Origin of the sequence: Nocardioides nematodiphilus, from assembly GCF_020216525.1 — a bacterium.
Taxonomy (GTDB): domain Bacteria; phylum Actinomycetota; class Actinomycetes; order Propionibacteriales; family Nocardioidaceae; genus Nocardioides; species Nocardioides nematodiphilus.
Window position 1 is genome coordinate 118,547 of record NZ_JAIWOY010000001.1, and the last position, 15,082, is coordinate 133,628.

16 protein-coding genes are annotated in these 15,082 nt (G+C 72.8%); 9 read left to right on the forward strand and 7 right to left on the reverse strand.

Annotation, left to right across the window (positions count from 1 at the left end; genetic code table 11):
* The first annotated feature begins 10 nt into the window (after positions 1-10).
* Positions 11-256, forward strand: a complete 246-nt coding sequence (locus tag KSO98_RS00615; RefSeq protein WP_225282828.1) for a DUF2530 domain-containing protein — start codon at positions 11-13, stop codon at positions 254-256.
* Here KSO98_RS00615 and KSO98_RS00620 read toward each other — a convergent pair whose 3' ends face one another.
* Positions 257-1,033 (reverse strand): DUF3027 domain-containing protein, encoded by a 777-nt coding sequence (locus tag KSO98_RS00620; RefSeq protein WP_225282829.1) that lies wholly within the window; start codon positions 1,031-1,033, stop codon positions 257-259. It abuts the gene before it with no gap.
* Between the two features lie 291 nt (positions 1,034-1,324).
* Here KSO98_RS00620 and KSO98_RS00625 point away from each other — a divergent pair, with 291 nt between their 5' ends.
* Entirely contained in the window at positions 1,325-2,743 is a 1,419-nt protein-coding gene (locus KSO98_RS00625; RefSeq protein WP_225282830.1) for an MFS transporter, read from the forward strand.
* A gap of 55 nt (positions 2,744-2,798) precedes the next feature.
* On the opposite strand, the gene KSO98_RS00630 is transcribed toward KSO98_RS00625, so the two are convergent.
* The 3 genes from KSO98_RS00630 to KSO98_RS00640 all read right to left on the reverse strand — a co-directional run bounded on the left by KSO98_RS00630 (position 2,799) and on the right by KSO98_RS00640 (position 4,616).
* Positions 2,799-3,197, reverse strand: coding sequence for a cold-shock protein (locus KSO98_RS00630; protein ID WP_225282831.1), 399 nt, complete (start codon positions 3,195-3,197; stop codon positions 2,799-2,801).
* A 64-nt stretch (positions 3,198-3,261) separates the two neighbouring features.
* On the reverse strand, positions 3,262-3,963 hold the full coding sequence (locus tag KSO98_RS00635; RefSeq protein WP_225282832.1) for a M50 family metallopeptidase: 702 nt from the start codon (positions 3,961-3,963) through the stop codon (positions 3,262-3,264).
* Positions 3,960-4,616: an HAD family hydrolase gene (locus tag KSO98_RS00640; protein ID WP_225282833.1), complete on the reverse strand. Its 657-nt coding sequence runs from the start codon at positions 4,614-4,616 to the stop codon at positions 3,960-3,962. Before KSO98_RS00640 ends, KSO98_RS00635 begins: the two co-directional genes overlap by 4 nt.
* Positions 4,617-4,672: 56 nt before the next feature.
* Here KSO98_RS00640 and lepB point away from each other — a divergent pair, with 56 nt between their 5' ends.
* Complete coding sequence (gene lepB / locus KSO98_RS00645; RefSeq protein WP_225282834.1) at positions 4,673-5,410, forward strand: signal peptidase I; 738 nt, start codon at positions 4,673-4,675, stop codon at positions 5,408-5,410.
* Positions 5,411-5,422: 12 nt separating this feature from the next.
* On the opposite strand, the gene KSO98_RS18365 is transcribed toward lepB, so the two are convergent.
* Positions 5,423-6,916, reverse strand: coding sequence for an FHA domain-containing protein (locus KSO98_RS18365; protein ID WP_308012718.1), 1,494 nt, complete (start codon positions 6,914-6,916; stop codon positions 5,423-5,425).
* A 24-nt stretch (positions 6,917-6,940) separates the two neighbouring features.
* Between KSO98_RS18365 and KSO98_RS00655 the strand changes: the two genes are divergently transcribed.
* The 3 genes from KSO98_RS00655 (at position 6,941) to KSO98_RS00665 (ending at position 11,111) form a co-directional block, all read left to right on the forward strand.
* Positions 6,941-8,923: a helicase-associated domain-containing protein gene (locus KSO98_RS00655; protein WP_225282835.1), complete on the forward strand. Its 1,983-nt coding sequence runs from the start codon at positions 6,941-6,943 to the stop codon at positions 8,921-8,923.
* Positions 8,924-9,020: 97 nt separating this feature from the next.
* The gene (locus tag KSO98_RS00660) at positions 9,021-10,670 is read left to right on the forward strand and encodes a DNA repair helicase XPB (RefSeq protein WP_225282836.1); all 1,650 of its coding nucleotides are present in this window, start codon (positions 9,021-9,023) and stop codon (positions 10,668-10,670) included.
* 168 nt (positions 10,671-10,838) lie between these two features.
* Positions 10,839-11,111, forward strand: a complete 273-nt coding sequence (locus KSO98_RS00665; RefSeq protein ID WP_225282837.1) for a hypothetical protein — start codon at positions 10,839-10,841, stop codon at positions 11,109-11,111.
* Between the two features lie 36 nt (positions 11,112-11,147).
* On the opposite strand, the gene KSO98_RS00670 is transcribed toward KSO98_RS00665, so the two are convergent.
* Complete coding sequence (locus KSO98_RS00670; RefSeq protein ID WP_225282838.1) at positions 11,148-11,705, reverse strand: hemerythrin domain-containing protein; 558 nt, start codon at positions 11,703-11,705, stop codon at positions 11,148-11,150.
* A gap of 41 nt (positions 11,706-11,746) precedes the next feature.
* On the opposite strand from KSO98_RS00670, the gene KSO98_RS00675 reads away from it, so the two are divergent.
* On the forward strand, positions 11,747-12,712 hold the full coding sequence (locus KSO98_RS00675; RefSeq protein ID WP_225282839.1) for an alpha/beta hydrolase: 966 nt from the start codon (positions 11,747-11,749) through the stop codon (positions 12,710-12,712).
* A 25-nt stretch (positions 12,713-12,737) separates the two neighbouring features.
* Here KSO98_RS00675 and KSO98_RS00680 read toward each other — a convergent pair whose 3' ends face one another.
* Positions 12,738-13,412: a SprT family zinc-dependent metalloprotease gene (locus tag KSO98_RS00680; RefSeq protein ID WP_225282840.1), complete on the reverse strand. Its 675-nt coding sequence runs from the start codon at positions 13,410-13,412 to the stop codon at positions 12,738-12,740.
* 74 nt (positions 13,413-13,486) lie between these two features.
* Between KSO98_RS00680 and KSO98_RS00685 the strand changes: the two genes are divergently transcribed.
* Together KSO98_RS00685 and KSO98_RS00690 are read left to right on the forward strand one after the other, a co-directional pair.
* Positions 13,487-14,497 carry a YihY/virulence factor BrkB family protein gene (locus KSO98_RS00685; protein ID WP_225282841.1) on the forward strand — a complete coding sequence of 337 codons (1,011 nt, stop codon included), beginning with the start codon at positions 13,487-13,489 and terminating at the stop codon, positions 14,495-14,497.
* A 55-nt stretch (positions 14,498-14,552) separates the two neighbouring features.
* Complete coding sequence (locus KSO98_RS00690; protein ID WP_225282842.1) at positions 14,553-15,014, forward strand: DUF4383 domain-containing protein; 462 nt, start codon at positions 14,553-14,555, stop codon at positions 15,012-15,014.
* Positions 15,015-15,082 lie beyond the last annotated feature (68 nt).

The following is a 15,082-nucleotide window of genomic DNA, read 5'->3' on the forward strand; positions in this document are numbered from 1 at the left end:
GGCTGTGGCCGTGCAGCAGGAGAAGCGACCGGCGGTCGCCGAGATCGAGCCGATCGACGTCGACGGTGTCCGCGCAGTGGAGATCGGCACCCTGCTCTGGCTGATCGCCTTCGTCGGGATGCTGCCGTTCTACGGGCGTCTCAGGGACGACGGCCGCGGATGGTGGCTGTGGACCTGCCTGGCCGGCTTCGGGCTGGGCGCGCTCGGCGTGGAGTACTGCCGCCGACGACGCGCCCGCCGCCAGGCCGCCGACTGACTACAGCGCGTCGAGCTCGTCGGTGATGGTGTCGATGACGTGGTCGGGGATCGGCTGCGTCTCCTGCTTCTTCGACAGCCGGACCTCGGAGTGCGCGCCACAGCCGTGATCCATGCTGACCACGCGACCGTCGTCGTTGGCGTCGCCGTTGGCGCAGACGCCGAACGACCCGGCGAGGTGGCCGGCGATCCGGACCAGGAAGCCACAGCTGTGGCAGTGGTGCGGCGCGGACTGCGCGATCGGGGCCTGCGGGCCGCCGATGCCGTCGTACCAGCGCTCCGCGGCGAGGTCGTAGCCCTCCGGGCTGAGCGTGCGGGCACGGCCGAGGCCGAGATCCTGCGCGACCTGGCGGACCTGCGCCTTGGCGTCCGCGTCGAGCGGGTCATCGCCGAAGGAGTAGGTCGGGACCAGGCGGGCATCGTCGTCGCCGACGGGCAGCAGGTCGCCGGGGCCGAGGTCGCCGGGCTTGATCCGCTCGCGGTAGGGCACCCAGGCCGGGGCGACGATCGCCTCGTCGCCGGGGATGAGCACCAGCTCGTCGATCGTGACGGGGCCGCCCTCGACGTGGGCGACGGTCACCGACCAGCGCCAGCCGACGTACCCCTTGCGGGTGCACGCGAAGAGGTGGGTGACGACGCCGTCGGCCTCCACAAGGTGGCCGAGGTGGTCACCGACATCCTGGGCGTCCCGGCCGAGGTCGGCGACGAGGGCGGCGCGGGCCTCCTCGACGGCGGCGAGGGCGGCCGGATCGGCGTACGGCGTGGCGGTGCTGGTCACCCGCGCATCCTAGACGAAGCGAGCGAGGCCAGCGAGCTTGCTCGTCTGTGCCGAGCGAGCGAGTCCTGAGGGCGAAGCCCGAGACGAAGCGAGCGAGGCCAGCGAGCTTGCTCGTCTGTGCCGAGCGAGCGAGTCCTGAGGGCGAAGCCCGAGACGAAGCGAGCGAGGCCAGCGAGCTTGCTCGTCTGTGCCGAGCGAGCGAGTCCTGAGGGCGAAGCCCGAGACGAAGCGAGCGAGTCCACAGTGCGAGGCGCCCGCGCGCGGCGCGGACCACCGGGAACAATGGGAGCCATGACCCCGGACGACCAGCCCTGGCCCGACGCGGACGACGAGCACGCCGCCGGGGCCTCCAAGGTCGCCGGCGCCGCGCGCGCCGCCGGGCGTGGCGCGGCCGCCACCGGGCGCGGGATCGCGGCGACCGGGCGTGGCATGGGTCGGTTCGGCCGGTACGCCTTCGTCCAGGCACGGCGGGCCGCCGACGCACAGGGCGCCGACCGCTCCGGGCTCAGCCGACTGCTGGAGATGCACGCCTTCAACACCGCGGCCGACGCGGCCGTGGCGATCTCGCTGGCCGGCTCGCTCTTCTTCTCCGCCGACGACGCCGCCAACGGCGCGTCCTGGAGCGCCCGCGGGCACGTCGCGCTCTTCCTCGGCCTGACGATGATCCCGTTCGCGGTGGTCGCACCGCTGCTGGGCCCGCTGCTCGACCGGTTCTCCCACGGCCGGCGCTGGGCGATCGGCACCACGATGGCCGCCCGGGCGTTCCTGTGCTGGATCCTCGCCGGCGCACTCCCCCACCAGGGCGTGATGATGTATCCGGCGGCGCTGCTGGTGCTGGTGTTGTCCAAGGCGTACGGCGTGACGCGGGCCGCCGCGACACCACGCCTCATCCCGCGCGGCTTCACGCTGGTGAAGACCAACGGGCGGGTGTCGATGGCCGGCATGGTGGGCGTCGCGGTCTCCGCGCCGATCGCCGGGCTGTGCACGCTGGCCGGCGTCGAGTGGGTGCTGCGCTGGGCGACCGTGCTCTTCGTGGTCGCGACCGTGCTCGCGATCCGGCTGCCCGAGCAGGTCGACCACAGTCAGGGCGAGCGCCAGATGACGTTCCTCGGCAAGGACGGCGGTGCCGGCGGGAAGCTGCGGGTGCCGTCGTCGGTGGCGTATGCGCTGCGGGCCAACTGCGGGCCGAAGTTCCTGTCGGGCTTCCTGCTGATGTTCATGGCGTTCCTGCTGCAGGGACCGCATCACCCGGTGCCGTCGTGGAACACCTCGCTCGTGCTCGGGCTGGTCGCCGGCGGTGCGGGCGCGGGCAACTTCCTCGGCACCGTGCTCGCCTCGCTGCTGCGCCGGGTCAATCCGCAGATCACGCTGGCGTCGGTGCTCATCGTCGGCTGCGCGGCCGTCCTGGTGACGGCCTGGACCGCCAACGCGATCACCCTGTTCGTGCTCGGCCTGGCGGCCGGCGGCGGGGCGGCGCTGGCGAAGTTCGCGCTGGACTCGAGCATCCAGGCCGACGTGCCGGCTGCGGTGCAGACCTCAGCCTTCGCCCGCTCCGACACCACCTGCCAACTGGCGTGGGTGATCGGCGGGTTCGTCGGCATCGCCTTGACGCCGCACCAGCTCACGGGGCTGTATGCGGCCGCGGCGATCCTGATCGTGTGGGCGGTCTACGTGCTGTCGCACCGCCCGAAGCGCGTCCTGCCGGCGTGACGTCGTACGTCGCCCACCGCGGGTGGGCACCGAACGGATGACGTCGCGCCGCGGCTCAGAGCTCGAACTCGTCGGCGATGTTGCGCAGCGCGGGAGCGACCTTCTTGGCCAGGTCGCGCGTCGGCGGACGGCCGTGCTCGTACCCCTCGCGGATGTCCTCGAGGAGCTTGATGACGTTCTCGACGATGAGGACCATCTCCTCGGGCTTGCGGCGCTGCGCGGCGCGCTGGTTGCGCGCGACCGACGGCGACGACTCGAGGATCTTGACCTGCAGGGCCTGGTCGCCACGGCGGCCCTGGGCGATGCCGAACTCGACACGCGTACCCGGCTTGAGGGACTTGGCGACACCGTCAGGAAGGGCGTCGGCGTGGACGTAGACCTCGGGCCCGCCGTCCTGCGACAGGAAGCCGAAGCCCTTGTCGACGTCGAACCACTTCACCTTGCCAGTAGGCACCGGAACCAACCTTCTCGTCTCATGCGTACGTCGAAAGGCCCGCGTGAGCGGGCTGCTTAAAACCCTACAGCCGGGGCACCAGCGTCGCGCCACCCACAACCAGGCCGGTGAGATTGGCCGCCAGCAGGACGACGATCCACAGGGCTGCCGGCAAGTGGGTGAGACGCGCGAGCTGGTCGGGGTCGGAGCCACGTCGCTGCGCCCGTGAGCGGCGCAGCAGGTCGACGAGCGGGCGCGGGGCGGCGAGCAGGAGGACCCAGGCGACTAGCGTCGCGATCACCGACTGGGTCTGCGCCGAGGCGTAGTGGGTCGCGGCCGCGAGGGCTGCGCCGAGCACCAGGACCGTGAGCAGGCCGTACCCGTTGCGGACCCACACCAGGACGCCGACGAGCACGGCGATCAGCAGCCACAGCAGTGCGAGGGCGTGCCCGTGCGTGAGCAGCAGCGTGGCGCCGAGACCGAGCGCGGCCGGCGCGAGGTAGCCGGCCATCAGCATGACGACCATGCCCGGGCCGCTCGGGCGCCCGCGCGAGACGGTGACCCCCGAGGTGTCGGAGTGGACCTTGATGCCGGCCAGCCTGCGCCCGACCAGGACGGCGACCAGGGCGTGCCCGGCCTCGTGCACGACGGTGACGGCGAGTCGGATCCACGGCCAGGTGCGGTGGTGGCTGACGAGGATGAGGGCGGCGACGCCGGTCGCGATCACCCACCGCACCTCGGGTACGGGCTGGGTGGCGCTGACCTGCTGCCAGAAGCGCTCGATCACGCGGTGGTGCTGGCGGGCGTACGGAGGTGGTCGGTGAGCCAGTCGGGGAACTCGTGCAGCGTCTCGAGGACGACGTGGGTGCCGGCGTCGAGCAGCTCCGCGGCGGAGCAGCCGCCGGTGAGGACGCTGACGCTGGTGGTGCCGGCGGCGAGCGCGCCCTCGACGTCGTGGATGTGGTCGCCGACGTAGATGCTGGCGCCCTCGCGGCGCAGGATGTCGGCCTTGCCGACGCCCCAGACCTCGCCCTCGAGGTGATCGGCGGGCAGCTGGAGGTGGTCGAGATGGAGCTGGGCGTTGCGGGTGAACTTGCCGGTCACGACCAGGGGCCGCCCGCCGCGCTCGGCGACGGCGGCCAGCGCCTCGTGGGCACCCCCGAGCACGGGGATGGCGGGCACCGCGACCGGGTAGAGCTCGCGGAAGCGCTGGACGGCGTACGGGATCTGCTCGGCCGGCAGGTAGGGCCGCAGGTTGTGGTCCAGCGGCGGGCCCAGGCGCTCGGTGAGCTTGTCGATCGGCAGGTCGACGCCGAGCTCGGCGGCGAGCGCGGCCAGCACGGGGCGGAAGCCCGGGACCGTGTCGATCAGGGTCATGTCGAGGTCGAAGCCGACCACCAGCCGCCCGTCAGGGGACGCTGGCGCGGGCGGGATCGACATGCCGACAGAATATCTGTGGCGTGGTCGCCAACCACGCGGCGGATATCGTCCCGGACGTGACACGAGACGAAGCGGGGAAGTCCGGGCCGATCCGAGTCGTGCTCGAGACCGGCGTACTGGTGCTGGTGGCCGTCGTGCTGGCAGTGGTGGTCAAGACCTTCTTCGTCCAGGCCTTCTACATCCCCTCGGGCTCGATGGAGCCGGGGCTCCGCGGCGGCCCCGGGTCGCCGGTCAACGACCGGATCCTGGTGGAGAAGCCGTCGTACTGGGGCAGCGCCGGCCCGAGTCGCGGCGACATCGTGGTCTTCAAGGACCCGGGTGGCTGGCTGCCTGCCGAGGAGGACGCCGGCCCGACCGGCGGCGCCTCGTCGTTCCTGGCGAAGATCGGGCTCTACCCGAGCGGCGGCCACCTCGTGAAGCGGGTCATCGGTCTGCCCGGTGACACCGTCGTGTGCTGCGACGACCAGGGCCGGATCAGCGTCAACGGCCACGCGCTGGACGAGGACTCCTACATCGCGCCGCAGACCCAGTGCAACGGCCCGATGGCCGGCTGCGGCGGCTGGACCGCGACCGTGCCGAAGGGCCGGATCTTCGTGATGGGCGACAACCGCGGCGAGTCCGCGGACAGCTCGTGGCACCTGTGCAAGAGCGACGCCCCCGCCGACTGCGATCCCAGCGGCGCGTTCGTACCGCTCTCCGACGTCGTCGGGAAGGTGTTCGCGGTGGTGTGGCCGGCCAGTGACGCCAAGTGGATCCACCGGCCGGCCGACTTCAAGACGATCCCCAGCCCGTAGGCCCTCAGGGCCTCACGGCTGGGTGACGCGGATCGTCATCCCGTCACCGAGATCGATCATCGCGCCCGGCGTGAGCGGGACCGGTACGCCCGGACGCAGCTCCTCGGGGCCGAGACCCGGCTGGACCACGACCGTCCCATTGGTCGAGCCCAGGTCCGTGACCACCGCGGAGCCGTGGTCGACACCGGAGCCGGGACGGATCTCGATGTGGGTCGAGGAGATCTCCTGGTGCGGGCTGGGCACCGCGACCAGGCGCGGCTGCTCGGCCTGGGAGAACCGGCCGGCCTCGGGGGCGCGGCCGACGATGACGACGCGGTCGACGTCGACCCGCTCGCCGTGGGCGAACTCCAGGCGGGCGACGCTCTGCTCGGCGGCGGCCGGGACGGACGGCTGCTCCAGCTCGGGCTCACCGACCGGCGTCAGCCCGTCGTGGCCGCCCTGCGGCGCCGGCGGGGCGAGCGGCGCAGGCGGGACCGGCGCGGCCTCCGCGATCGGGGGCACCGGCGGGAACGGCGGCGGAGGCGGTACGGAGGCGGGGAGGCCGTCGCCCGGCGCGGACGGAGCCGGCGGGGTCCAGGCCGGCGGCGCGGCGGTGATCGGCCCGGTCGGCTCGTCGGCATCGGCGGCGGGCACGACCGGCAGGACACCGGTGGGCTCGTCGGCCCAGGCCTCGTCGTCCTCGGCGCGCTCCTCGGCCTCCTGGTAGTCCTCGGCCTGGTCGGTCAGCGGGTCGCTGGACGCGAGCCACTCCGGCACGTCGAGCTCATCGGAGGACTCGTCGGTGTCCTCGGGCTCGGGCTCGCCCTGGGGTTCCGGCGCCGGCTCGGGAGCGTGCTCCGGCTCGGACGGGGCGCCCAGGTCGCCGAGGCCGAGCGGGTCCGGGTCCAGGCCGAGCGGGTCGGCGGCCGGCGGGGCCGGGAACGACGGCGGCGGGGGCACGACCGGCGGGGCGGGCACACCGGCCGGGAAGGGCAGCACCGCGGCGTACGGGCCGGACGCCTCGGGCTGCGGGGCGAGCTGGATCGGGGCCGGGGCCGGCGCCGTGGTGATGGGGGCAGCCGGAGCGGCGGGCGCGGCCGGCCCGGCGGCGGGCATCGGCGAGACCAGCGATGCGACCCGGACCAGGCCGCTGTTCAGCGCCATCAGCGGCTCGTCGCTCTCCTCGAGCACCACCGAGAGGCCGGTGACGTCGCGCAGGGTCTTCTCGACCCAGGTGGCCGACGCCGAGCCCTCGACCACGGCCTCGCCGCCGAGGGTGTCGAAGGTGGCGCGCGAGGGGCCGCGGACGACGATCCTCGTCGTCGAGCCCTCCTCGGTCAGCAGGACGAAGCCGGGCAGCGCGCGCAGGCCGTCGGCCAGGAGCGCGTCGAGGACCTCGTCGAAGCCCGCGCCGTCGTCGATGAGGACCCACAACGAGCCCGCGCGGGCCTTCTCCGAGGGCGGGAGCAGCACGGTGGCGTGCTCGCCGACGATGCCGAACCAGGTACCAGGGCGGTAGGAGATCACGATCGGACACTATCTTGACCAATCATGGAGACGTGGTACCGCTCGCTCGCCGATCAGCTGCGTGCCTGGTCCGATGAGCAGCTGGCGCGTCTGCTAGCGGCCCGTCCCGATCTCACGACCCCCGCTCCGCTCGACTCTGCACAGCTCGCCTCGCGGGCCGCGACGCGCTCGTCGCTGCTGCGGGCACTCGACGGCCTGGACCTGCTCTCACTCGCCGTCCTGGACGCGCTGGTGCCGGACGGAGCTCCCTCCGCGGAGGCTGCGGTGTCGCGGGTCGAGGCAGGCGCTGAGGCAGCGGGCGCAGCGCTGCGACGGCTCCAGGAGCTCGCGCTGGTGTGGGAGTCGACGGCCGGGCTGCGCTGCGTCAGCGGGGTCGCCGACCTGCCCCGCGTGCCGCAGGGCGTGTCACTGGCCGCCCCGGGCGACGGGCCGCCGGACCTGGTGAGCTCGCCGCGCGATGCGGCGCTGGTCGACCGGGCTGCGGCGGGGGCCGCGTTCGAGGCCGTACGGCGCGTGGAGCTCCTGCTCGACGGCTGGGGCGCCGTGCCCCCGGCGGTGCTGCGCTCGGGTGGCCTCGGGGTGCGCGACCTCAAGGCCGTCGCGGTGCGGCTGCACGTCGACGAGCCGGGAGCGGCGCTGCTGATCGAGGTCGCGGCCGCGGCCGGGCTGCTCGCCGCCGGGCCCGACGAGGACGGCAACCTGGCGTGGCTGCCGACGGCCCTGTACGACGGCTGGATCGAGCGGCCGGTCGCCGAGCGCTGGACCGTGCTGGCGCGCGCGTGGCTCGCCACGGCGCGTACGCCCGGGCTGGTCGGGCAGCGCGATCCGGCGGGCAAGGGCTGGAACGCGCTCGTGACCGAGCTGGTCTCCTCCACGATCGCCGAGGCCCGGCGGATGACGCTCGCGGCGATGGCGTCGTTGCCGCCCGGTGAGGTGCTGGCGGCAGGGACGGGTGGTCCGTCGGTCCTGGCTCACCTGCAGTGGCTGCGGCCGCGCCGTCCGCAGACCCGCTCGCACGAGATCGCGTGGACCTTCACCGAGTCGGCGGTGCTCGGGCTGACGGCGCTGGGCGGGGTGGCGTCGTACGCGCGCCTGCTCCTCTCCGGTGACGACGTCGCAGCGACCGACGCGCTGGCCGGGATGCTGCCCGAGCCAGTCGACCACATCCTGCTGCAGGCCGATCTGACCGCGGTCGCCCCCGGCCCCTTGGAGACCTCGCTGGCGCGCCGGCTCGGGATCGCGGCTGACGTGGAGTCGCGCGGCGGCGCGACCGTCTACCGCTTCACGCCGGCGTCGGTGCGGCGTGCGATGGACCTCGGCTGGTCGGCGGTCGAGCTGCACTCCTTCGTCGCGGCCGTGTCGCGCACGCCGGTGCCGCAGCCGCTGACCTACCTGATCGACGACACCGCGCGCACGTTCGGGGTGGTGCGGGTCGGCCTCGCCGAGGCGTACCTGCGCGCCGACGACGAGCAGTCGCTGATCGAGGTGCTGCACCACCCGGCCGCGGCCTCGCTGGGGCTGCGCCGGCTGGCGCCCACCGTGCTGATCTCGACCACTCCCCTGGCCGTGCTGCTGCCGCGGCTGCGCGAGGCGGGGATCGCGCCGGTCGTCGAGGCGGCCGACGGGTCGGTGCACGTGGCTCGGCCCGACGCCCAGCGGGCTCGGGCACCCCGCCGCGCGGCGGAGGGTGCCGGGGTCGCCCGCGAGGCGGCCCGGGTCTCCGCGGTGGTGGCGGCCGTGCGCGCCGGCGACAAGGCGGCCGCGTCCCGACCGCCGTCTGCATCGGCGGTCGCGCTCGACCCGGGTGGCGCGCTGGCCGAGCTGCGCGAGGCCATCGACGCCGGCGCGGACGTGGTCATCGGGTACGTCGACAACCACGGTGTCCGCGCGGACCGGGTGATCCGGCCGCTGTCGGTCGAGGGCGGCCAGCTGCGCGCGTACGACGTCCGCGCCGACGACGAGCGGCTCTTCGCCGTCCACCGGATCTCGTCGGTCCGCCCGGCCTGACGGCCGATCCGGATGCGCGCTACGCGCGCGATGGCTTGCTCGCTCGGCGCGCACGAGCAAGCTCGGCGGCCTCGCTCGTGGCGCCTATCCTTGCCGGGTGAATGACGGCCCGCTGATCGTCCAGTCGGACAAGACCCTGCTGCTGGAGATCGATCACGCCCGCGCCTCGGACTGCCGCAAGGCGATCGCGCCGTTCGCCGAGCTGGAGCGCTCGCCCGAGCACGTGCACACCTACCGCCTCACGCCGCTGGGGCTGTGGAACGCGCGCGCCGCCGGCCACGACGCCGAGCAGGTGATCGACACCCTGCTGACCTTCTCCCGCTACGCGGTGCCGCACGCGCTGCTGGTGGACATCGCCGAGACGATGGCCCGCTACGGGCGACTGCGACTCGAGAAGCACCCCGTCCACGGGCTCGTGCTGGCGTCCTCGGACCGGGCCGTCCTCGAGGAGGTCATCCGCGCCAAGAAGGTCGCCGGCATGCTCGGCGCGCGGCTCGACGACGACACCGTGGCGGTGCACCCCTCCGAGCGCGGCAACCTCAAGCAGGCGCTGCTCAAGCTCGGCTGGCCGGCCGAGGACTTCGCCGGCTACGTCGACGGCGAGGCGCACCCGATCGCGCTCGAGACCGACGGCTGGTCGCTGCGGCCCTATCAGATCGAGGCGGCCGAGTCGTTCTGGCACGGCGGCTCCGGGGTGGTCGTCCTGCCCTGCGGCGCCGGCAAGACCCTGGTGGGTGCGGCCGCGATGGCGCACGCCTCCGCGACCACGCTGATCCTGGTCACCAACACCGTCAGCGCGCGGCAGTGGAAGGACGAGCTGGTCCGTCGTACGTCGCTGACGGCCGACGAGATCGGCGAGTACAGCGGGACGTCGAAGGAGGTCCGGCCGGTCACGATCGCGACGTACCAGGTGCTGACCACGCGCCGGAAGGGTGCGTACCCGCACCTGGAGCTGCTCGACGCGCGCGACTGGGGCCTCATCGTCTACGACGAGGTACACCTGCTGCCCGCGCCGATCTTCCGGATGACCGCGAACCTGCAGGCGCGGCGGCGCATCGGGCTGACCGCGACCCTCGTCCGCGAGGACGGCCGCGAGGGCGACGTGTTCTCGCTGATCGGGCCCAAGCGCTACGACGCGCCCTGGAAGGACATCGAGTCGCAGGGCTGGATCGCGCCCGCCGACTGCGTGGAGGTGCGAGTCTCGCTGCCGTCGTCCGATCGGCTCACCTATGCCACCGCCGAGCCCGAGGAGCGCTACCGGCTGGCGTCGTGCGCCCGGGAGAAGGTGTCGGTCGTACGACGCCTGGTGGAGAAGCACGCGGGCGCGCCGACCCTGGTGATCGGGCAGTACCTCGAGCAGCTGCACGAGCTCGCCGCCGACCTCGACGCGCCGGTCATCTCCGGGGAGACGCCGGTCAAGGAGCGCCAGCGGCTCTACGACGCCTTCCGCTCGGGCGAGGTGGGCCTGCTGGTGGTCTCGAAGGTCGCCAACTTCTCCATCGACCTGCCCTCGGCCGAGATCGCGATCCAGGTGTCGGGTTCCTACGGGTCGCGCCAGGAGGAGGCGCAACGGTTGGGTCGCCTGCTGCGCCCCGGCACGCCCGGCCCCGACGGGACGCCGAAGACCGCGCACTTCTACACGGTGGTCTCGCGGGACACGGTCGATGCCGACTTCGCCGCGAACCGGCAGCGGTTCCTGGCCGAGCAGGGCTACGCGTACCGGATCGTCGACGCCGACGATCTCTGAGCCTGGGCGGGATCCCCCCGCCGGATCCCGCGCAGGCTCCCCGGAGTGCTGACCGACGGACCCGTGGTCCCGGATCAACCCTCCGGACAGGTCATTCGCGCTGTCCGTCCGGGCCGCTGTCGGGCGAAGGCGGCGCGAGCACCGGAGCACGGCCCTAGCGTGACGCGCATGTCTCTTCGCATACTCGTCGCCTCGACGCTCAGCGCGGTCGCGCTCGCCGGCGGCGGCGCCGCGGGTCCGGCGGTCGCCTCGCCCACCCACGCCTCAGGCGCCGTCGATCTCGCCGCGCGCTACTCCTGCACGCTCACCTCGTCGCACACCTGCATCCGCGGCGGGCAGTTCTGCCCGCAGGCGTCGTACGGCCGCTCGGGCTGGGACGCGGCGGGCAGGCGCTACGTGTGCAAGGGCGACCGCCGCCACCCGCACTGGATGAAGCCCTGAGCCCCCGGGCCGCCGCCACCTACCGCTGACGCCGGGTCACTCGCCGGACTCGTCGAGGACGCCGGCCTTCTTCGCCTGCTCGACGATGCGTCGGACGTTGGAGATGGCGCCGCAGTTCTGATCGATCAGCTCGTTGCGGCGGGCGGCCCACTTCTCGCCCAGGTCGCGGCGTACGCGCTCGGCGACCTCCGTGCGTGCAGGCGCGAGGATGGTGAGCTCCTCCTCGGCGATGTGGTGGGTGACGAGGTTGCTGAGCTCCTCGACCGCATCGGCGAAGGCCTGCGAGGTGGTGCCCTTGAGCTCGAGGACCGCGAGCAGCGCCTCGTTGCCCTCGGCATGCTCCTCCTCGCCGTGCTCGACCTCGTGCTCGCCGACGTCCTCAGCCTTGCGGCGCAGGATCGGGTAGACGAGCTCCTCCTCGGCCTCGCCGTGCGCGATCAGCACGTCGGCGAACGCCTTGCGGACCGTGTCGCGGTCCTGGGTGGCGTCACGGAGCTGGCGCAGGAGCTGCTCGAAGAGCCGGTGGTCGTCGACGATGAGGTCGATGACATCGCCGGACGTGGGCCGGCCGAGGTCGACTGTCGTGGAGATCATGGTGCTCAGTTGCCAGACCGGGCCGGATTCATTCCGGCACAATGCGCTGCGTGCCCGAACCCCTTGCTCCTCGTACGCGCGCCTTCGCCTTCGTGCTGCGCCGGATCGCTCCCGAGCCCGCCGACGGCACCGAGATGATCGCCCTGCGCGGGCGGCGTGACCGGCTGCGCGAGACCTTCCTCGGGCGGCAGGTCTTCGGCACGCTCGCCCCCGGTGTGGACGAGACCGTACGCAACGTGCGCATCAACGGCGGCACGCAGCGGATCCTGATCCATCGGCGCACCGGAGCGCGCGACGGCGCGCTGCTGCCGATCGTGGTCAACTTCCACGGCGGCGGCTGGTGCCTGGGCGCGCCGGAGCAGTCGGCGTGGCTCGCCTCGCAGGTGGCCGCCTCCACCGGCGCGGTGGTGGTCTCGCCGTCCTACCGGCTGGCGCCGGAGAACCCCTATCCGGCCGGGGTCTCGGACGCCTGGGAGATGCTGCAGTGGGTCGCCGCACACGCTGAGGACCTGGGCGGCGACGCCTCGCGGATCGCCGTGATGGGCGACTCGGCCGGCGGTAATCTCGCCGCGGTCTGCGCGCTGAAGGCACGCGACGCCGGGATGGACCTGCGGGCGCAGGTCCTGATCTACCCGGCCGTCGAGATGTACGAGCGGTATCCGTCGGAGGAGGAGTTCGCCGAGGCGCCGGTGCTGACGCAGAAGCAGATGCACAAGTTCGGCCGGCTCTACATGGGCGAGCGTTACGGCGACGAGGACTGGGAGGCCTCGCCGATCCGGGCGGCGTCGCACGCCGGGCTGCCGCCGACGCTGATCGTCGTCGCGGGCCACGACCCGCTGCGCGACCACGGGATGCGCTACGCGCAGGTGCTGCGCAAGGCCGGCGTGGAGGTCGCGGTGCGACGCGACGGACCCGGCATCCACGGCTACCTGTCGCTGCCCGGCGTCGTGCCGGTGGCGAAGGACGCCGCCGAGCACATCGGCGCCTTCCTGCGCGCGGCGCTCTGAGCGGTCGGGATCTCGAGCTCGTTCCTCACGTGGCCGCTTCGACGTAGGCGAACGGCACGGTGACCACGCCGCCGCGGATCCGCACGTGATAGCGGGTGCGGCCGCGCTTGACCACCGTGCCGACGGTGTCGTGGAAGCGGCCACGCGCGGTGATGCGGATGGCGGCACCGACGTCGACGCGGGCGGGCCCCGTCGCGACCGCACGGATCCGGGCGAGCTCGGCGGTGTACGCCGGGTGCATGGGAGCGATCTGGCCGCGGAAGCGCCACTCCAGGATGTGGTCGGGCGAGAAGCCCCTCGGCTCGCACTGGACGCAGGAGCGGACGCGCTGGGGGCTGCGGTGGAGGTCGACCGAGTGGCCGTACGCGCAGGTGCCCACCCACGCGCCGGCGACCCGGGGCGCCTCTTCGGAGACGCAGCGCTCCCCCGTCGAGCCGATCCGGTGTGCGATCGCGCGCCACTTCGGGCCGTGCTGGGCGCGCGGCCCAGCCAGCGCGTGCGCGATCTCGTGCAGGACCGTCTCGCGCACCTCGGCCTCGTCGTAGAGCCGCATCAGCGGCGCCGAGAGACCGATGACCTTCTGCTCATAGCGACAGATTCCCGCCCGCCGCCGCGCCCGGTCGAGCTCCAGGCGCCACCCGACCAGCCCGTGCTCAGCGATGAGCGCCAGGCCGAGACGGCGGACGTCGGCGAGCTCCATGGCGAAGACCTTAAAAGAAGGCACCGACAGCTCCGGCAGGGCATCCCGTGCTGCGTGCTGGGCACCGTGACCGGGTGGAAACCGTCGACAAGCCCGATTCACCGACCGACCTGCGCAAACCGTCCTGGCGCTACGTCCTCAGGCGGACGTTCCGCGAGTTCAGCACCGACCAGTGCACCGATCTGGCCGCGGCGCTGACGTACTACTCCGTCCTCGCGCTCTTCCCCGCGGTGATCGCGACCCTGTCGCTCATCGGCCTGGTGGGTCAGGGCCCGAAGACCATCAACGCGATCGTCGACATCATCCGCCAGACCGGGATGAACTCCGTGGCCGACAACGTGGAGCCGCTGCTGCGCGAGCTCAGCGGGTCCGGGGGCAACGGGCTCGCCCTGATCCTCGGTCTGCTGGTCGCGCTGTGGTCGGCCTCGGGCTACGTCAACGCGTTCGGCCGCGGGATGAACCGGATCTACGGCTTCGCCGAGGGTCGCCCGATCTGGAAGCTGCGCCCGATCATGCTCGCCGTCACCGTCGTCACCGTCGTGCTCTCGGCGCTGGTGCTGCTCGGCCTGGTCGTCACCGGCCCGGCGGCGCAGGCGGTCGGCGACCAGATCGGTCTGGGCAGCACCGCGGTGCTCGTCTGGAACATCGCCAAGTGGCCGGTGATGCTCGCCATGGTCATGCTCATCGTGGCGCTGCTCTACTGGGCCACCCCCAACGTCAAGCAGCCGAAGTTCCGCTGGATCAGCGTCGGTGCCGGCATCGCGATCCTGGTCTGGGTGCTCGCCTCGGCCGGCTTCGCCGCGTACGTCGCGGGCTTCAGCAACTACGGGCGCACGTACGGATCCCTGGCCGGCGTGATCGTGTTCCTGCTGTGGCTGTGGATCACCAACCTGGCGCTGCTCTTCGGTGCCGAGCTCGACGCCGAGCTCGAGCGCGGTCGCGAGCTGCAGGCCGGCCTCCCGGCCGAGGAGTACATCCAGCTCGATGCGCGCGACGAGCGCGGGCTGCGCAAGGCGGAGCGCAAGCGCGCCAAGGACATCGAGCTCGCGCGCCGGCTGCGGGAGAGCCACGGCGAGGAGGAATGAGTCTGTGGCCCGGTTGGGTACCTGGGCGCCACTCGCTTCTACAGAAAGTCGACCGATGACCTCTCACCACGCCCACCACACCCACCCGGACTCCGACTTCCCCCGCAAGATCGCGCTGCTCTTCGGCGTCGTCTTCCTCGTGGTCGGCATCGCCGGCTTCATCCCGGGGATCACCACGAACTACAGCGACCTGAAGTTCGCCGGGCACATGAGCGACGCGAAGCTCCTCGGCATCTTCGAGGTCTCGATCCTGCACAACATCGTGCACCTGGCCTTCGGTGTGGCCGGCATCCTGCTCTCGCGCGCCGCCCGCTCGGCCGCGATGTACCTCCTGGTCGGGGGCCTGATCTACGCCGTCGTGTGGATCTACGGCGTAGCGACGGGCGAGGACAGCACCGCGAACTTCGTACCGCTCAACACGGCCGACAACTGGCTGCACTTCCTGCTCGCCCTGGCGATGATCGTCCTGGGCGTCGTCTCGCTGCGCAGCCTGCGCACCGTGCGCGCGCACGCCTGATCCTTCCTGCCTTCCGCGACCCGGGACCGCACGCCGCGTCCCGGGTCGCGGTGCGTCCGGGTGGTCGC